The organism is Streptomyces sirii, assembly GCF_045690365.1.
Lineage (GTDB): Bacteria > Actinomycetota > Actinomycetes > Streptomycetales > Streptomycetaceae > Streptomyces > Streptomyces sirii.
Genome location: NZ_CP147982.1, coordinates 8,115,592 through 8,132,135 on the forward strand (window position 1 = coordinate 8,115,592; position 16,544 = coordinate 8,132,135).

General features: G+C 72.1%; 15 protein-coding genes. 9 read left to right on the forward strand and 6 right to left on the reverse strand.

Going from position 1 to position 16,544, the window contains the following annotated elements:
* Positions 1–22 precede the first annotated feature (22 nt).
* A complete protein-coding gene (locus tag WAB15_RS35980; protein WP_407288864.1) occupies positions 23–1,036 on the reverse strand; it encodes a DUF6114 domain-containing protein in 1,014 nt (337 codons plus the stop codon).
* On the reverse strand, positions 1,027–1,536 hold the full coding sequence (locus WAB15_RS35985) for a DUF6230 family protein (protein WP_407289352.1): 510 nt from the start codon (positions 1,534–1,536) through the stop codon (positions 1,027–1,029). Before WAB15_RS35985 ends, WAB15_RS35980 begins: the two co-directional genes overlap by 10 nt.
* Positions 1,537–1,776: 240 nt before the next feature.
* On the opposite strand from WAB15_RS35985, the gene WAB15_RS35990 reads away from it, so the two are divergent.
* Positions 1,777–2,433 carry a TetR/AcrR family transcriptional regulator gene (locus WAB15_RS35990; protein WP_407288865.1) on the forward strand — a complete coding sequence of 219 codons (657 nt, stop codon included), beginning with the start codon at positions 1,777–1,779 and terminating at the stop codon, positions 2,431–2,433.
* Between the two features lie 78 nt (positions 2,434–2,511).
* On the opposite strand, the gene WAB15_RS35995 is transcribed toward WAB15_RS35990, so the two are convergent.
* On the reverse strand, positions 2,512–3,801 hold the full coding sequence (locus WAB15_RS35995; RefSeq protein WP_399145534.1) for a glycoside hydrolase family 18 protein: 1,290 nt from the start codon (positions 3,799–3,801) through the stop codon (positions 2,512–2,514).
* 357 nt (positions 3,802–4,158) lie between these two features.
* On the opposite strand from WAB15_RS35995, the gene WAB15_RS36000 reads away from it, so the two are divergent.
* The 3 genes from WAB15_RS36000 to WAB15_RS36010 all read left to right on the forward strand — a co-directional run bounded on the left by WAB15_RS36000 (position 4,159) and on the right by WAB15_RS36010 (position 7,808).
* On the forward strand, positions 4,159–5,331 hold the full coding sequence (locus WAB15_RS36000) for an acyl-CoA dehydrogenase family protein (protein WP_407288866.1): 1,173 nt from the start codon (positions 4,159–4,161) through the stop codon (positions 5,329–5,331).
* 195 nt (positions 5,332–5,526) lie between these two features.
* A complete protein-coding gene (locus WAB15_RS36005; protein ID WP_407288867.1) occupies positions 5,527–6,660 on the forward strand; it encodes a hypothetical protein in 1,134 nt (377 codons plus the stop codon).
* A complete protein-coding gene (locus WAB15_RS36010) occupies positions 6,657–7,808 on the forward strand; it encodes a phosphotransferase family protein (protein ID WP_407288868.1) in 1,152 nt (383 codons plus the stop codon). The genes WAB15_RS36005 and WAB15_RS36010 overlap by 4 nt, the downstream gene beginning before the upstream one ends.
* A gap of 37 nt (positions 7,809–7,845) precedes the next feature.
* Here WAB15_RS36010 and WAB15_RS36015 read toward each other — a convergent pair whose 3' ends face one another.
* Positions 7,846–8,271 (reverse strand): hypothetical protein, encoded by a 426-nt coding sequence (locus WAB15_RS36015; RefSeq protein ID WP_399145539.1) that lies wholly within the window; start codon positions 8,269–8,271, stop codon positions 7,846–7,848.
* 208 nt (positions 8,272–8,479) lie between these two features.
* On the opposite strand from WAB15_RS36015, the gene WAB15_RS36020 reads away from it, so the two are divergent.
* The 5 genes from WAB15_RS36020 (at position 8,480) to fxsA (ending at position 14,241) form a co-directional block, all read left to right on the forward strand.
* On the forward strand, positions 8,480–8,920 hold the full coding sequence (locus tag WAB15_RS36020; protein ID WP_077194248.1) for an Lrp/AsnC family transcriptional regulator: 441 nt from the start codon (positions 8,480–8,482) through the stop codon (positions 8,918–8,920).
* 56 nt (positions 8,921–8,976) lie between these two features.
* On the forward strand, positions 8,977–10,617 hold the full coding sequence (locus tag WAB15_RS36025; RefSeq protein WP_407288869.1) for an amidohydrolase: 1,641 nt from the start codon (positions 8,977–8,979) through the stop codon (positions 10,615–10,617).
* A gap of 518 nt (positions 10,618–11,135) precedes the next feature.
* Positions 11,136–12,809, forward strand: coding sequence for an apolipoprotein N-acyltransferase (gene lnt, locus WAB15_RS36030; RefSeq protein ID WP_407288870.1), 1,674 nt, complete (start codon positions 11,136–11,138; stop codon positions 12,807–12,809).
* On the forward strand, positions 12,806–13,561 hold the full coding sequence (locus WAB15_RS36035; RefSeq protein ID WP_399145542.1) for a polyprenol monophosphomannose synthase: 756 nt from the start codon (positions 12,806–12,808) through the stop codon (positions 13,559–13,561). The genes lnt and WAB15_RS36035 overlap by 4 nt, the downstream gene beginning before the upstream one ends.
* Positions 13,562–13,644: 83 nt before the next feature.
* Positions 13,645–14,241: an FxsA family membrane protein gene (fxsA, locus tag WAB15_RS36040; protein WP_407288871.1), complete on the forward strand. Its 597-nt coding sequence runs from the start codon at positions 13,645–13,647 to the stop codon at positions 14,239–14,241.
* Positions 14,242–14,351: 110 nt separating this feature from the next.
* Here the strand turns inward: fxsA and WAB15_RS36045 are convergent, their stop codons facing one another.
* Positions 14,352–14,729, reverse strand: coding sequence for an RNA polymerase-binding protein RbpA (locus tag WAB15_RS36045; protein WP_006601711.1), 378 nt, complete (start codon positions 14,727–14,729; stop codon positions 14,352–14,354).
* 304 nt (positions 14,730–15,033) lie between these two features.
* Positions 15,034–16,407, reverse strand: a complete 1,374-nt coding sequence (locus WAB15_RS36050; RefSeq protein WP_407288872.1) for an MFS transporter — start codon at positions 16,405–16,407, stop codon at positions 15,034–15,036.
* Between the last annotated feature and the right edge of the window lie 137 nt (positions 16,408–16,544).

Sequence of the window (16,544 nt, forward strand, 5' to 3'; positions counted from 1 at the left end):
ACCCCGCGTGGTGCGCGCCGCCTCAGCCACCGGCGCCGCTCCGGACGCCCGCGCGCAGCCGCAGGCCGTCCGCGACGACCAGATCCGAGGTGACCAGCGCCTGTTCGGCGCTCACGTCCGTCATGAAGACGAAGGGCGGTACGACCGGCGGCACCGGCAGGGTGTCCGGGGTGAAGGTGAGGCAGATCAGGCCCTCCAGGCAGCCGCTGAACTTGGTGAGGTAGAGCGTGACCTCGCCCTGGAGACTCAACGAGTCGGCGCTCAGGCCGAGTTCGTCGCCACCGTCGCGGGTGGTGAGCCGGTAGTCGGTGAGCGAGGCCGCCTTCATGCGCAGCACGATCGCCTTGATCGGGCCGTCCGCCGTCGGTACCTCCTCGACCCCGGCCAGGGCGAAGCCCTGCGGCGCGAACATCGTGGTGGTCACCGTCGGCGGATGCGGCGGCGCCGGGATGCCGGCGGCCGCGCGGGCGGGCCTCGCCGGGCCGCCGACGGTCAGCAGCAGCGCGACCGGCAGTCCGACGGCGAGTGCCTTGCCTGCCTTGCCGCCGGGGCCGCCGGCGCCGCCGCGCAGCGCCTCCGCATCCCGACCGCCGGACGGAGCCTGCCCGGGCATCTGCTCCGCCTCCGGGGCCTGCCCGGCCGTCCACCCGAACCCCATCGCACTGCCCGCGATGCCCAGCCCCATGCCGACCAGGAACCCGCCGAGATTGGTCGCCGCGAAGGAGAGCACCGACAGGATCAGCGCATGGACGCTGACGTAGTGGTGGGCGGCCGGCGCGTACCACAGGAACAGCCCCGCCACGATCAGCGCCAGCCCGATGCCCAGCGCCGCCAGCCCGCCGAGCCCCAGGCTCACCAGCACGGTCAGCGGCGACAGCGGCACCAGCAGCAGTTCCGCCCCGCCGCACATCAGCAGCAGCCCGGCCCAGAACGGTCGGGTCCGCCGCCAGCGCCGCAGCGCGGTCCGCCGCTCGGGCCATGGCAGCGTCCGCTCCAGCCAGGCACCGCACCGGGCGCGCCGTGCGGTCAGAAGCACTTCGCGCCGTCCAGGCTCACGCTCACCCGCAGTCCCTTGAGGTGGAAGTTCCCACCGGTGGCCGACCAGGCGTGCGACTTCACGCCGGCGACCTCGATGTCCCCGGCCTGCAGTCCGAACGTGCCCTTGCGCCCGTGCACGCCCGGCACGGAGTCCAGGGAGGCGGCGTCCCGGCCGATCTGGGCGGTGCCGAAGCGGGCGTCGCCGACCAGGTCCTCACCGTCGATGACCAGGCTGTCGGCGCTCACCGGACCGGCCTTGCCGCCCGCGGTCAGCTTGAACACCACCGTGCCCACCGGCGTCTTCACCTGCGCCGACTGGCAGATGTCGGCGAGCGTCGCCTTGCCGATGCCGAGCAGCGCCACCGGATGGCCGCCGCCGTCGGCGTCGCGGTCGGTGTGCACGTACGAGGCGAGACCGCGACTGGTCAGTTTCCCCGACGAGACCTGGAAGTGGGTGCCGGAGACGGCGAACGACGCGGCCAGCACGCCCTGCGCCATCACCGTGGCCAGCACGCCCACGGCGAGCACGGCGGGCAGCGCCACCACGGCGGTCTTCTTCCAGGAGGTTCGCCCCTCGGGCGAGATGTCTGTCCTTGAGCTCACTGCGTCCTCCCCGGGGCAGTGGTCGAATGCACGAGGGAAAGTGCTTCCAGGCGCCCTGCGGAGCAGCCAGGTCCGCAATCATGACGCTCTGTCATACTGCGCAAAACTCTTGGCAGTTGGAGACTAGGGCGGATTTTGAATAAGAGTCAACAGCGGGGAGGGGGCGGCTCGTCGACCGCCCGAGGGACCGGGCGCTCCCAGGCGCGCCGCGCCGAACTGATAGCCACCGGACGGAAGTTGTTCGCCGACACCTCCTACGACGCGCTGTCCATGGATGACATCGCACGTCAGGCCGGGGTCGCCAAGGGATTGATCTACTACTACTTCACCAACAAGCGCGGCTACTACCTTGCGATCATCGAGGACGCGGTCGCCGAACTGGTCGAGCGGGCCGGCAGCACCCATGACCTGCCGCCCGTCGAACGCGTCGAGCGCACCGTTGAAGGCTATCTGCGCTACGCCCAGCACCACCAGGCCGCCTATCGCGCCATCGTCACGGGCGGTGTCGGCTTCGACGCCGAGGTGCTGGCGATCCGCGACACCGTACGCGCCCGGCTGCTCGGCACCATCGCCCGCGGCGCCTGGGGCCGCGAGGACATCCCGCCGCTCGCCCGTACCGCGCTGACCGGCTGGCTCTCCAGCGTCGAGGGCGTCACCCTCGACTGGATGACCGACCAGCAACTGCCCCGCGAGACGGTGGTCTCGCTGCTGGTGCGCGGCCTGGGCGACACCCTCCGCCTGATCGAGGAGTACGAACCGAGCTGCCCGGCCCCACCCCGGCCACCCGCCTGATCCTTCCGGGCACCGACGCACACCGAACGGGCGGGAAGGCCGCTGCCTCCCCGCCCGCCGAGTCGCCTGCCGTCGGCGCTACTTGATCGCCTTGATCAGCTCGCCGTTGGCGGTGTCGCCGCTGAGTTCCCAGAAGAACGTGCCGCCCATGCCCTGGGCGTCCTTGAAGGCCATCTTCGAGCCGATGGTCTCCGGGGTGTCATAGCTCCACCACTGGTCACCGCACTTGGCGTAGGCGGTGCCGCCCACCTTCCCGGTGGCCGGGCAGCGGTCCTTGAGCACCTTGTAGTCGTCGATGCCGGCCTCGTACTTGCCCGGTGCCGCGCCGGTCGCCGTGCCGCCCGGTGCGTCCTGGGTGACGCCCGTCCAGCCGCGGCCGTAGAACCCGACGCCCAGCAGCAGCTTGTTCGCCGGGATGCCGAGACCCTTGAGCTTGGCGGTGGTGTCGGTGGTGTTGAAGCCGGCCTTCGGGATGCCGTTGTACGACGAGAGCGGGGAGTGCGGTGCCGTCGGTCCCTTCGCGTCCCAGGCACCGAAGTAGTCGTACGTCATCGGGTTGTACCAGTCGACGTACTGGGCCGCGCCCGCGTAGTCGGCGGAGTCGATCTTGCCGCCGTCCGAAGCGTCCGCGGTGATCGCCGCGGTCACCAGGTTGTTCTGGCCGAACTTCGTCCGCAGCGCCTTGATGACCTTGGTGAACGCGTCCTTGCCGCTGGTGTCGCAGGTCAGGCCGCAGGCGTTGGGGTACTCCCAGTCGACGTCGATGCCGTCGAAGACATCCGCCCAGCGCTTGTCCTCGACCAGGTCGTAGCAGGACTGCGCGAAGGCGTCCGGGTTCTTGGCGGCCTCGGTGAAGCCGCCCGACCAGGTCCAGCCGCCGAACGACCAGATCACCTTGAGGTTCGGGTGCAGCTTCTTGAGCTTCCTGAGCTGGTTGAAGTTGCCGCGCAGCGCGCCGTCGTCCCAGGTGTCCGCCTTGCCGTCGACGCTCTGGTCGGCGGTGTAGGCCTTGTCGTAGTCGGCGTAGGAGTCGCCGATGGCGCACTTGCCGCCCTGGACGTTGCCGAAGGCGTAGTTGATGTGCGTCAGCTTGGCCGCCGAGCCCGACGTCTCGATGTTCTTGACGTGGTAATTGCGGTCGTAGACACCCCAGTTGGTGAAGTATCCGACGACCTTGTCGCCCGCGGCGGCCGGCTTCGCCGTCGTGCCGGCCGGGTGGGCCGCGGACCGGCCTTGTGCGGCGGGGGCGCCGGCCTGGTGGGCCGAGGCCGGTCCGGCGAGCAGGGTGCCGGCCAGTGCCGCCGTACACAGCGCGGTGGCGGCGGCGATCACCGTGCGCGGTGCTCGCATCCGGTGCGGTCTGAGCATGTCGTCTCCTCGGAGGGGGGCGAGGGTTGGAGCCTGACCTGCGTTCCGAATTGGCATGAACGCGTTGAACGTTGGGGGAAAAGTTAGAAGGACTAGACCACTGAGTCAATGGTTCGGACCAATTCGATGACCGGCGGGTGAAGACTTCGTCGGCCGGCGGTGTGCCGGATCTCCGCAGTCGGTGATGATCAACCCGTGACGCCGGGCCTCCGATCGGGCATACTCCTAGCGCCACAGCCGCAGGTCATCGCCTTCCGCGACCCGGAACGCGATCATCGGCCTGGCACTACGGAAACCGGCGCCGCCGCCCACCCCGCGTGCGTCGCCGCAGCGCCCGACAGGGAGGAGAGCGCCGCCATGACCGAGTACGGCCCCCGGCCGGTGGACCGCAGGCTGCCCACGGAGGAAGCCCGCGATCTGTTGACTCTCGTACGCGAGCTCGCCGAGCGCGAGATCAGGCCCACGGCCGCCGAGGAGGAGGACGCCGGCCGCTTCCCCCGCGAGCTCTTCCGGCTGCTGTCGGAGTCCGGCCTGCTCTCCTTGCCCTACGACGAGGAGTTCGGTGGCGGCAACCAGCCCTACGAGGTCTACCTCCAGGTCCTGGAGGAGCTCGCGGCCGCGCGGCTGACCGTCGGCCTCGGCGTCAGCGTGCACACCCTCGCCTGCCACGCACTGGCCGGTTTCGGCACCAAGGAGCAGCGCGCCGAACACCTCCCCGACATGCTCGGCGGCGGCCTCCTGGGCGCCTACTGCCTCTCCGAGCCCTCCTCGGGCTCCGACGCCGCCTCCCTGACCACCCGCGCCGCGCGGCAGGGCGACACCTGGACCCTGGACGGCACCAAGGCCTGGACCACCCACGGCGGTGTGGCCGACTTCTACACCGTCCTGGCCCGCACCGGCGGCGACGGGGCCCGCGGCATCACCGCCTTCCTGGTCCCCGGCGACGCCGAGGGCCTCAGCGCCGCGGCGCCCGAGCGCAAGATGGGCATGAAGGGCTCCCCGACGGCCCAGCTGCACTTCGACGGCGTCCGCATCCCCGACTCCCGCCGCCTCGGCGAGGAGGGCCAGGGCTTCACCATCGCGCTGTCCGCGCTCGACTCCGGACGCCTGGGCATCGCCGCCTGCGCCATCGGCGTCGCCCAGGCCGCGCTCGACGAGGCGCTCGCCTACACCGCCGAGCGGCAGCAGTTCGGCCGCCCGATCGCCGACTTCCAGGGCCTGCGCTTCATGCTCGCCGACATGGCCACCCAGGCCGAGGCCGGCCGCGCCCTCTACCTCACGGCCGCCCGGCTGCGCGACGCCGGACTGCCGTTCTCCAAGGAGGCGGCGATGGCCAAGCTCTTCTGCACGGACACCGCGATGCGGGTGACCACCGACGCCGTCCAGCTCCTCGGCGGCTACGGCTACACCCTCGACTTCCCGGCCGAGCGCTATATGCGCGAGGCCAAGGTCCTCCAGATCGTCGAGGGCACGAACCAGATCCAGCGCATGGTCATCGCCCGCCATCTGGCGGGCCCCGAGACCCGCTGAGGACGGCCCAGGGCGGAGGAGGGCGACCTTCCCCGCCCCGGGCCCGTTCCGCGCGCAGCCGGCCGGATGCGGCCGCCGAGCGCGCCGCCTCCTCCCGGGGTCTGGCCGTCCGTTCTCAGCTGACGTACCGTCAACTCCCGCCGCGGCACCGCACACCGGGCGACCCCCTGCCGACCGTGCGCCCAGGAGGAGACCGTGCCCGACCGCCCCATCGCGCTCGACGAGTACCCGATCCACCAGGTCCCGCTATCCATGCGGCATGTCGCCACCGGCGACCGCAACGCCTACGACCGGTGCATCTTCCACGTCATGGACCACTCCGGACGTGCGCTGCTGATCGCCGGGCTCGGCGTCTACCCCAACACCGGCGTCATCGACGCCTATGCCACCCTCCGCCTCGGCGACCGGCTGCACGCCGTACGGGCCTCCGACGCGCTCACCGACGACCGGATGGCGCTCACCGTCGGCCCGCTCACCATCACCGTCGAGGAGCCGCTCGCCCGCCTGCGGCTGACCTGCGACCCGGACCCCGCCGACCCGGACGGTCTGGCGTACGACCTGACCTGGACCGCGGCGTTTCCCGCCACCTGGGAGCCGCACCACACCCAGTACCGCGGTGACCGGCTGACGCTGGAGGGCCGGCGGTTCGTCCAGGCGGGCACCTGCACCGGCCGCATCCGCGTCGCGGGCCAGGAGCTGGCCGTCACGGCGGGGGAGTGGACCGGAACCCGCGACCGCAGCTGGGGCGTGCGCCCGATCCCCGGCGAGGACTCCGGGCGGGCGGGGGAGGAGCTGCGGCCCGAGGGCTTCCACTGGGTCTGGTGCCCGGTGCGCTTCGACGACCGCTTCGTCATGGTCATCGTCCAGGAGGACGCCGACGGCCGGCGCACGCTGAACGAGGCCCGGTTGGTCCGCGACGGCGCCCCCGACGTCCAGCTCGGCTGGCCCCACACCGACATCGGCTACCGCCCCGGCACCCGCCACCCCGAGCGCGCCGTCATCCACCTCACCGACCCCACCCGCAAGCCACTGGAGCTCACCGCCGAGATCCTCACCTCCTCGCCCCTGGCCGTCGGCGCCGGCTACCCGCCCGCCGACGACTGGCAGCACGGCACCTGGCGCGGACGCGGCTGGACCGACCGCCGCAGCTACGACCTCTCCGACCCCTCGGCGCACCCGCTCGCCGCGTACGGCGTCACCGACCACGCCGCCCGCTTCACCCTCGACGGCCGCACCGGCTACGGCATCTTCGAGCACGGCAGCTTCGGCCGGCACGATCCGAGCGGATTCACCGGCTATGACTCCGTCGCCCAGGAGGCGGGAGAATGACCGACCACCCGTCGCCCCCGGAGGCGCCCGCACCGGCCGTACCCGCGGACCGGCGCCCGCGCACCACGACCCGGGACCCCGAGGAACTCACCCGCCGGCTCACCGCCTGGCTCGGCACCCGGCTGCCCGGCGCCCGAGCCACCGCCGCGACCGTCCCCGACTCCAACGGCATGTCCAGCGAGACGCTGCTCTTCGACATCGACCACCCCGGCCCGCCGTCCCCGGGGACCCCGCGCTCCTGTGCGCTGCGGCTCGCCGCCGACCCGGCCGCCTACACCGTCTTCCCCCGCTACGACATGGCCCGGCAGTACCGCACCATGCGCCTGGTCGCCGAGCACACCGACCTGCCGGTGCCCCGCACCCTCTGGCTGGAGGAGGACCCGGCACACCTCGGGGCCCCGTTCTTCGTCATGGCCCGTGCCGGTGGACGCGTCCCGCCGGACGTCATGCCCTATACGTACGAGGGGAATTGGCTGCACGACGCCACCGACGCGCAACGCGACGGGCTGGAGGCGGCGAGCGTGTCGGTCCTCGCCCGGCTGCACGACCAAGTCCCGGTGGGAGCCGCCGAGTTCCTCGACACCGCGGGGACGGGCGGCGCCTTGCACCGGCACGTCGAGGCCCAACGCGCCTACTACGCATGGGTGGTTGACGGACGTCCGCGCTCGCCGCTCATCGAGCGGGCCTTCGACTGGCTCACCGACCCCGAGCACTGGCCGAAGGATCCCGGCGAAACTGTCCTGACCTGGGGCGATGCCCGGATCGGCAATATCGTCTACGAAGGATTCGAGCCCGCCGCCATACTCGACTGGGAGATGGCCGCCCTCGGCCCGCGCGAACTCGACCTGGGGTGGATGGTCTATCTCCACCGCTTCTTCCAGGACCTCACGGAGGGCGGCGGCCAGCGAGGACTACCCGACTTCCTACGCCGCGACCGCGTCGAGAGCCGTTACGCCCGGCTCACCGGGCACCGGCCCCGCGATATGGACTTCCACACCCTCTACGCGGCCCTGCGGCACGCCATCGTCATGCTGCGGGTGGCCTACCGGCAGGTGCACTTCGGCGAGGTCCCCGTACCGGCCGACGCCGATGCGCTGATCCTCCACCGGGACACCCTGGAGGCGATGGTCGAGGGCCGCTACTGGTGAGCACCGCGGCGGCCTCCGGACGAAGGCAGTGGCGCGCTCAGGCGCTGCGGCGCATCCGCGGCACCCGGATCGGCTGTGTACCGGGGCCGCCGATGTGCGAGAACGGCTGACGGCGCCAGTCCAGGCTCTCGGGGAGCGTCAGCAGCATCGCCGCGTCCTGCTCCTGGGTGTCGAGGGTGTCGCCGGTCTCCGGGGCCTCGGACGCCGGACGGCCGGAGCCCTGGCAGACCGTCAGGCCGAACGGGTTCCAGGGGGTGGGGCACAGGGCGTGCTCGGGAAGGGCGTCCTCGTCCGCCAGCAGCGCGATCGGCTGCAGGCAGTCGGGGCAGGTCACGCGGAAGATCTCAAAGGTCTCGAAGGCGTCGTACGCGCCGTCGTCGCCGGAGAAGCCGAGACTGTCGCCCTCCTGGGCGCTGATGCTCGCGGCAGCGGTGTCCTGCTTAAGGCGTCGCATGATGTCCATCCCCCTCGGGTGGGCCGATCGGACCGCCGGCTTCCTATGGCGGGCGGCCTGGCCACCAGCAGCAATTCCCTCCATGCCGGGCGCATAATCGCCGGCGCCCCGCCGACACCGGTTCACTCGTGTGGCATTGGTCACATGGACCGGCGCGGAGGTGTCCACGATCCGGCGCGCGATGCGCATATGCGCCCGCGCACAGTAGGTTGAACGGGTGGAGGAGTTGGACCGACAAATCGTGGATCTGCTCGTCAAGGACGGGCGGATGAGCTACACCGACCTGGGCAAGGCCACCGGCCTGTCCACCTCGGCGGTGCACCAGCGGGTGCGCCGCCTGGAGCAGCGCGGGGTCATCCGGGGCTACGCGGCGATCGTGGACCCCGAAGCCGTGGGCCTGCCGCTCACCGCCTTCATCTCGGTCAAACCCTTCGACCCCAGCGCGCCGGACGACATCTCCGACCGCCTCGCGGAGGTCCCCGAGCTGGAGGCCTGCCACAGCGTGGCCGGCGACGAGAACTACATCCTCAAGGTCCGGGTCTCCACTCCGCTGGAACTGGAGCATCTGCTCACCCGCATCCGCACGCTGGCCGGCGTCTCGACCCGCACCACGGTCGTGCTGTCGACCCCGTACGAGGCCCGCCCGCCGCGCATCTGACCGGCAATCGCCCCCCGCGCGCGAAGAGGCAGCGCACAGGGGCCAAACTGTCCGGTATGAGCGAGCGCACCCCCGATTCGGCACCGTCCCGCACCGTCCTGCTGCGCGGGGGCGAGGTGCACAGCCCCGCGGACCCCTTCGCCACCGCCATGGTCGTGGAGGGCGACCGCATCGCCTGGGTCGGCGAGGAGGGCGCCGCCGACTCCTTCGCCGCGGGCGTCGACGAGGTCCTCCACCTCGACGGCGCGCTCGTCACCCCGGCGTTCACGGACGCGCATGTGCACACCACGGCGACCGGGCTCGCGCTCACCGGACTCGACCTGGCCGGTGCCGCCACGCTGTCCGACGCGCTGGCCCGGATCCGCGCGTACGCCGACGCCCGCCCGGCGGACCGGATCCTGCTGGGGCACGGCTGGGACGCCAGCGCCTGGCCGGAGGGGCGTCCGCCGTCCCGCGCGGAGCTGGACGCGGCCACCGGCGGCCGTCCCCTCTATCTCACCCGCGTCGATGTGCACTCAGCGGTCGTGACGACGGCGCTGCTCGATCTGGTCCCCGGCGTCCGCGGGCAGTCCGGCTTCGACGCCGAGGCGCCGCTGACCGGCGACGCGCACCACGCCGTCCGCCGGGCCGCGTACGCCACCGTCACCCCGACTCAGCGCGCCGAGGCCCAGGCCGCGGCGCTGGCCCGCGCCGCCTCGCTCGGCATCGGCAGCGTCCACGAGTGCGCGGGCCCGGACATCTCCGGTGAGGAGGACTTCCTCGACCTGCTCGCCCTCGCCCGGGAGGGCGCCGGTCCGCGCGTCGTCGGCTACTGGGCCGAAGCCGTCGCATCTGCAAAGGACGCGGAGCGGATCCGTGAGCTCGGGGCGATCGGCGCCGCCGGCGACCTCTTCGTCGACGGCTCGCTCGGCTCGCACACCGCCCATCTGCACACCCCGTACGCGGACGCCGACCACACCGGTGCCGCCCGGCTCGACGCGGACGCGGTCGCCGCCCATGTCGCCGCCTGCACCGAGGCCGGGCTGCAGGCCGGCTTCCACGCCATCGGCGACGCCGCTCTGACCAGCGTCGTCGACGGCGTACGGGCCGCCGCCGAGAAGGTCGGCACGGACCGGATCCGGGCCGCCCGGCACCGCGTCGAGCACGCCGAGATGCTCACCGAAGCCACCATCGCCGGATTCGCCGAACTGGCCCTGACCGCGTCCGTCCAGCCCGCCTTCGACGCGGCCTGGGGCGGGCCGGACGGCATGTACGCCGCCCGCCTGGGCGCCGAGCGGGCCCGCACCCTCAACCCGTACGCCGCGCTGCTCAAGGCCGGTGTGCCGATCGCGCTCGGATCCGACAGTCCGGTCACCCCGCTCGACCCCTGGGGCACCGTGCGCGCCGCGGTCTTCCACCGCACCCGCGCCCACGGCATCTCCGCCCGCGCCGCGTTCACCGCGCACACCCGCGGCGGCTGGCGGGCCGTCGGCCGCGATGACGCCGGCGTCCTGGTGCCCGGCGCGCCCGCCGACTACGCGGTCTGGCGCACCGGCGAGCTGCTCGTCCAGGCGCCGGACGAGCGGGTGGAGCGCTGGTCCACCGACCCCCGCTCGGGCACCCCCGGTCTGCCCGATCTCACCCCCGGCGGCGACCTTCCGGTGTGCCTGCGCACCGTCGTCGCCGGCCGAACGGTCTTCGAGCGGCCGAACGAGTGACATCGCACGGACTCGTGCCGTAGCGGCCCGCGCCTGCCGCTGCCCGCCCTCCCAAGGGGTGTTCGCGGCTGACCTGGGACGACGCGAAAACGACGCAGGCGGAGGACCTGTTGACAGCAGGCGGTCGACGGCCGGTAGGTTCGGCCGAGTCCACCACAGGACGTCCGACCGGGAGACCTCCGCGCAGTCGTCGAACGCAGCTGGGCCATGGGGCGGTGCGCCAATTGGGCACCGCCACTGGGAGCCAGGTCCAGGACCAGCGACACGGGGCGACGGAAAGTCTTGTCAGGTCGGCAGGTGCGACCCGGATGGGGCCCGGACGCTCAGTAGACAACGGCTCTCGGTCGACCCGCAGCCAGCGGGTCCCAGGTCGGCCCGAAGGGCGCCGGGCCCCGCTCCGCACCCGCCGCGGCCCTGCGCGCGGCATTCACCTTTTGTGCACCCCGCATCCGCATACCCGGCCACCCGATGTACGGTCAGCTCACACCGCACGACCGTCTTGCAGGAGGCCCGCGACCGTGCCATCGGGTTCCGATACCACCGAAGAAGCCGCCGGCGGCGCCATGCCCGGCGACCCGGTGCCGCCCGCCGAGGCCGGCTCCGCCGCCGCGGCGACGCGCCCTGGACGGGCCCGGCGGTGCGCCGCGCTGGCCCGGCGTGAGGCCCCGCGCACCGGCCTCGCGGTGGTCTTCGGTGTCGCGCTGGGCCTCGCCTTCCCGCCGTACGACCTGTGGCCGCTGTCGCTGGTGGCGGTGGCCGCGCTCTCCTTGCTGGCCCGGGGCCGGACCGCCCGCCAGGGCGCCTGGACGGGCCTGGTGTTCGGGCTGCCGTTCTTCTTGATCCTGCTGAAGTGGCTGCACGTCGTCGGCTGGGACGCGGTGGTGGGCCTCTCGATCGCCGAGGCGCTCTTCATGACGGTGCTGGGGGCGGCGCTCGCCGCGACGTCCCGGCTGCCCGCCTGGCCGCTGTGGGCCGCCTGCCTGTGGGTCGCCCAGGAGTGGGCGCGTGACCGGCTGCCGCTCGGCGGCTTCCCCTGGGGCCGGCTGGCGTTCGCGAACACCGCCTCGCCCTTCACCCCGCTCGCCGCGCTCGGCGGGGCCCCGCTGGTGACCTTCGCCGTCGCACTGACCGGCGCCCTGCTGGCCGCCGGCGCCGCCGCCCTCTGGCGGCTGCGCGGCAAGGGCGGGCTGCGCCGGGCGCTCCCCGCCCTGGAGGCGTTCGGGCTGGCCGGCGCGGTGGCCCTGGCCGGTGCCTTGGTTCCGGTCCCCACGAAGGCCGACGACACCGTCGACATCGCCGTCGTCCAGGGCAACGTCCAGCAGCCCGGCATGGACTTCCTGGGCCGCCCGATGAGGATCCTCGACAACCACGCGACGGCCACCGAGAAGCTCGCCGCCGACATCGAGGCCGGCCGGGCGAAGAAGCCCGACCTGGTCATCTGGCCGGAGAACTCCTCCGACCTCGATCCGTTCCAGTACCCGCAGGCCTACGACCGGATCGACGAGGCCGTGAAGGCCATCGGGGTGCCCGTCCTGGTGGGTGCGCTCGTCGACCACCCCTCCAAGGAGGGCTACGTCTTCAACGAGGGCATCGTCTGGGACCCGAAGAAGGGGCCGGGGGCCTCGTACACCAAGCAGCACCCCGTGCCGTTCGGCGAGTACGTCCCCTTCCGGGAGCAGCTCAGCAAGATCATCACGCGGTTCCAGCGGGTGCCCCGCGACTTCTACCCCGGCGACCACACCGGCGTGCTCAACGTAGGCCCCGCCAGGCTCGGCGACGTCATCTGCTTCGAGGTCGCCTACGACGAGATCGTGCACGACACCGTGAAGGCCGGCGCCCGGGCCCTGGTCATTCAGACCAACAACGCCACCTACGGCCGCACCGGCCAGCCCGAACAGCAGCTGGCGATGTCCAGGCTGCGCGCCGTCGAGCACGGCCGCGCCGTGGTCACCGCGGCCACCAGCGGGATCAGCGCCGTGGTCGCGCCGGACGGCACCATCACCCACCGGATTCCGGAGTTCACCCAGGGCGTGGTCTCCGCGCGCATCCCGCTGCGGGACGAAACGACGCTCGCCGACCGCGTCGGTGCGGCGCCTGAGTGGGCGCTCGCTATCGTGGGGCTTCTGTCCTGCGCCGCCGCGCTAGCCGTCGGCCGGCGCGGGCGTACGAAGGACGAGAAGGGGCAGCAGTGACAGACGGTCAGCGGCAGTACGGACCGCTCGGCACCACGTTGGTGATCATCCCGACGTACAACGAGGCGGAGAACATCAAGCCCGTCGTCGCGCGGGTGCGGTCCGCCGTACCCGAGGCACATGTCCTCGTCGCGGACGACAACAGCCCCGACGGCACCGGCAAGCTCGCCGACGAGCTGGCCGCCGACGACGACCGGGTCCACGTCCTGCACCGCAAGGGCAAGGAGGGCCTCGGCGCCGCCTACCTCGCGGGCTTCCGGTGGGGCATCGACAACGGCTACGGCGTGCTCGTCGAGATGGACGCCGACGGCTCGCACCAGCCCGAGGAGCTGCCGCGGCTGCTCACCGCCCTCAAGGGCGCCGATCTGGTCCTCGGCTCGCGATGGGTGCCCGGCGGGCGCACCGTCAACTGGCCCAAGTACCGCCAGTTCATCTCCCGAGGGGGCAGTACCTACTCCCGGCTGGTGCTGGACCTGCCACTGCGCGACATCACCGGCGGCTACCGGGCCTTTCGCGCGGAGACCCTCCAGGGCCTGGGGCTGGACGAGGTGGCCTCCCAGGGCTACTGCTTCCAGGTCGACCTCGCCCGCCGCGCCGTGCAGGCCGGCTACCACGTCGTCGAGGTGCCGATCACCTTCGTCGAGCGGGAGCACGGCGACAGCAAGATGAGCCGCGACATCGTCGTGGAGGCGTTGTGGCGGGTCACGGCCTGGGGCGTCGGCTCCCGGGTGGACAAGCTCCGCCGCCGCTGAGAGGCCTGGCCGGCGCGTCCCGTACGTGATCCCACGCGTAACCCCCGGGGGGTGCCGGGGGGCGCGCCAGGCACACTTGAGGCATGACGTTCGGAGCCACCGCAGATACCGGTCCCCGCCCGCCCCGGCGCTCGCGCGCCCGCCGGTTCGTGCCTTTGGGCATCGCCGCCTTCATGGTGCTGGAGATCTGGCTGCTGACCGTGGTCGCCGGGGCCACCAACGGTCTGACCGTCTTTCTGCTGCTGGTCGCGGGCGTGCTCGTCGGCGGCTATGTGATCAAGCGGGCCGGCCGTCGGGCCTGGAAGAACCTCACCGAGAGCTTTCAGCCCGCCGACCCGACGGCTCCCCCCAAGCCCGCCGCGTCCGGCAGCGACCGTTCCGGCACCGGCAGCACGCTCCCGATAGCCGGGGGACTGCTGCTGATGCTGCCGGGGCTGGTGTCGGACGCCCTGGGGCTGCTCTGCCTCCTCCCGCCCACCGCGAAGCTGATCCAGGGCCGGGTGCAGAAGCTGCTGGATCGGCGGGCGACCTACGCGCCGGGCTCGTTCGGTGACGCCTTCCAGCAGGCCCGGATGCACCGACCGGACGGCAAGGTCGTCCAGGGCGAGGTGATCCGGGAGGACGACGCCGCACGGTCCGAGGGACCGGAGCGCCGCCAGGACCCGCCGCTCATGGGCTGATCACGGCAGGGTCCGGGCCGCCCGAGCCGCGGGCGGATACGCCAAGGGCCGGGGCCACTGCGAAGTGCAGTGGCCCCGGCCCTTGCGTGTTGCGTGTCGCAGGTCTGCCGTCAGGCGGACTTGCGGTTGGTGTCGCGCGGATGCACGGCGATGTTCATGGTGCCGGAGCGCAGGACCGCCAGCCGTTCGGCCAGCACTTCCTCCAGCTCCTCGCGGGTGCGCCGCTCCATGAGCATGTCCCAGTGCGTACGCGCGGGCTTACCCTTCTTCTCCTCAGGGCCATCGCCATCCACCAGAAGCGAGGGTGCACCGCATACCTTGCACTCCCACTCCGGCGGAATCTCGGCCTCAACCGAGAACGGCATCTCGAATCGATGTCCGTTCTGGCATGCGTACTCCACCGCCTGGCGCGGGGCCAGGTCGATGCCGCGGTCGGTCTCGTAGCTGGTCACCACGAGTCGCGTGCCGCGGAGAGCTCGCTCACTCATGAATCGTGCCTCCCGGGCTTGTCGCCCACAGGACAGGTGTCGCTGTCGTCGTCATCCGGTCAACGTCCGGTCGGCGGTGAAGATTCCCGTATCGGGATATGAGCCCACCCGTCGCCCACCACCGCCATTGACGGAGGCGCTGTGCGCCGCTGCCTACCTTCGTGCCGCCCCTTGTTGTACCCACCGACGCCCGGTTTGTCACATCTGGCAGCAGATGTCACCCAACGCCTTTCATGCTTGAGCGCGCAGTAACGGTCCGCCTGGTGGGCCAAAGGCGTACACTACCGCCCCACACCCTCCGGGACTAAATCCGGTCAGGTATGGGATTTCCGGCCGCCATGATCGCCCGCCTCACCGGCACCCTCGCCAGCAGGACGAAACCGATCACGAAGAACGCCACCAGGGACACGATCGCGTCCCGATAGCTGCCGGTCAGCTGGTACGTCACCCCGAAAACCAGGGGCCCCAGCCAGCTCACGCCCCGGTCGCTCATCTCGTAAGCGGAGAAGTACTCCGCCTCCTTGCCGGGCGGCACCAGATGCGAGAACAGCGAGCGCGACAGCGCCTGGCTGCCGCCCAGGACCAGGCCGATGCCGACGGCCAGGGCGAAGAACCACAGTGGTGCCCTCGCGGGCAGAAAATAGCCGACGGCGATCGTCAGGGTCCAGGCCGCCAACGAGCCCAGCACCGTCCGCTGAGTGCCGTAGCGCCGGGCCAGGCGCCCCATCAGCAGGGCTCCCGCCGCGGCCAGCACCTGCACCAGCAGGATCGCCACGATCAGCGTCGTCTGGTCCAGCTTCAGCTCCTCGGAGCCGTAGACGGAGGCCTGGGTGATCACGGTCTGCACGCCGTCGTTGTAGACGAGGTAGGCCAGGAGGAAGGCGAGCGTGAGGGGGTGGCGGCGCATATCGCCGAGCGTCTCCCGCAGCTGGCGCCAGCCCCGGCCCAGCGGGGTGCCACCGGCCGGGCCCGCCGTGGCGATGCCCGCCCCCGTCCGCCGGTCGCGCAGCCGGCGCAGCGGAATCAGCGAGAACACCCCCCACCACAGCCCCGCGGACGCCAGGCAGATGCGCACCGCTTCGCCCTCGGAGAGGCCGAAGGAGTCGTGTGCGCCGTAGAGCGCCAGGTCGGCGACCAGCACCAGTGCCCCGGCCGCGTAGCCGAACGCCCAGCCCCGGGAGGAGACCGCGTCGCGCTCGTCGGGCCGGGCGATCTGCGGCAGGAAGGAGTTGTAGAGCATCGACGACACCACGAAGCCCACGTTCGCCAGGATCAGCAGCGCCCCGCCCAGCAGATAGCGCTCACCGCCCAGGAAGAACATCCCCGTGGTCGCCGCGGCTCCGGTGTACGCGCAGACGCCCAGTAGCGGCTTCTTCCGCCCGGTCCGGTCGGCCAGCGCCCCGGCCAGCGGCATCGCCAGTACGGACAGCAGCAGCGACGCCGACACCGTGTACGCGTAGAAGGAGCCGGCCCGCACCGGGATGCCCAGCGGATGGACAAAGCCGTCCGCGTCCGCCGCGGCCTTCGCCACCGACGTCAGATAGGGGCCGAGGAAGACCGTCAGCACGCTCGTCGAGTAGACGCTGTTCGCCCAGTCGTACCAGTACCAGCCGCGTTGCTCGCGGCGCCGGGCGGCCGCCTCGTCCACGTCCCCCGCCCCGACCTGTGCGCTCCGCACGCCCACCCCGACCCCCGTCAGTCATCCCCGCCGACGCTTTCCGCCGGTTCTGAGGTGAGTCGACGATACGGCGCACCGTCGGCACCGTCACCCACGAATACGTGCCCTGCAGCGGCCGCGTTCGGAAGTCGTCGGCC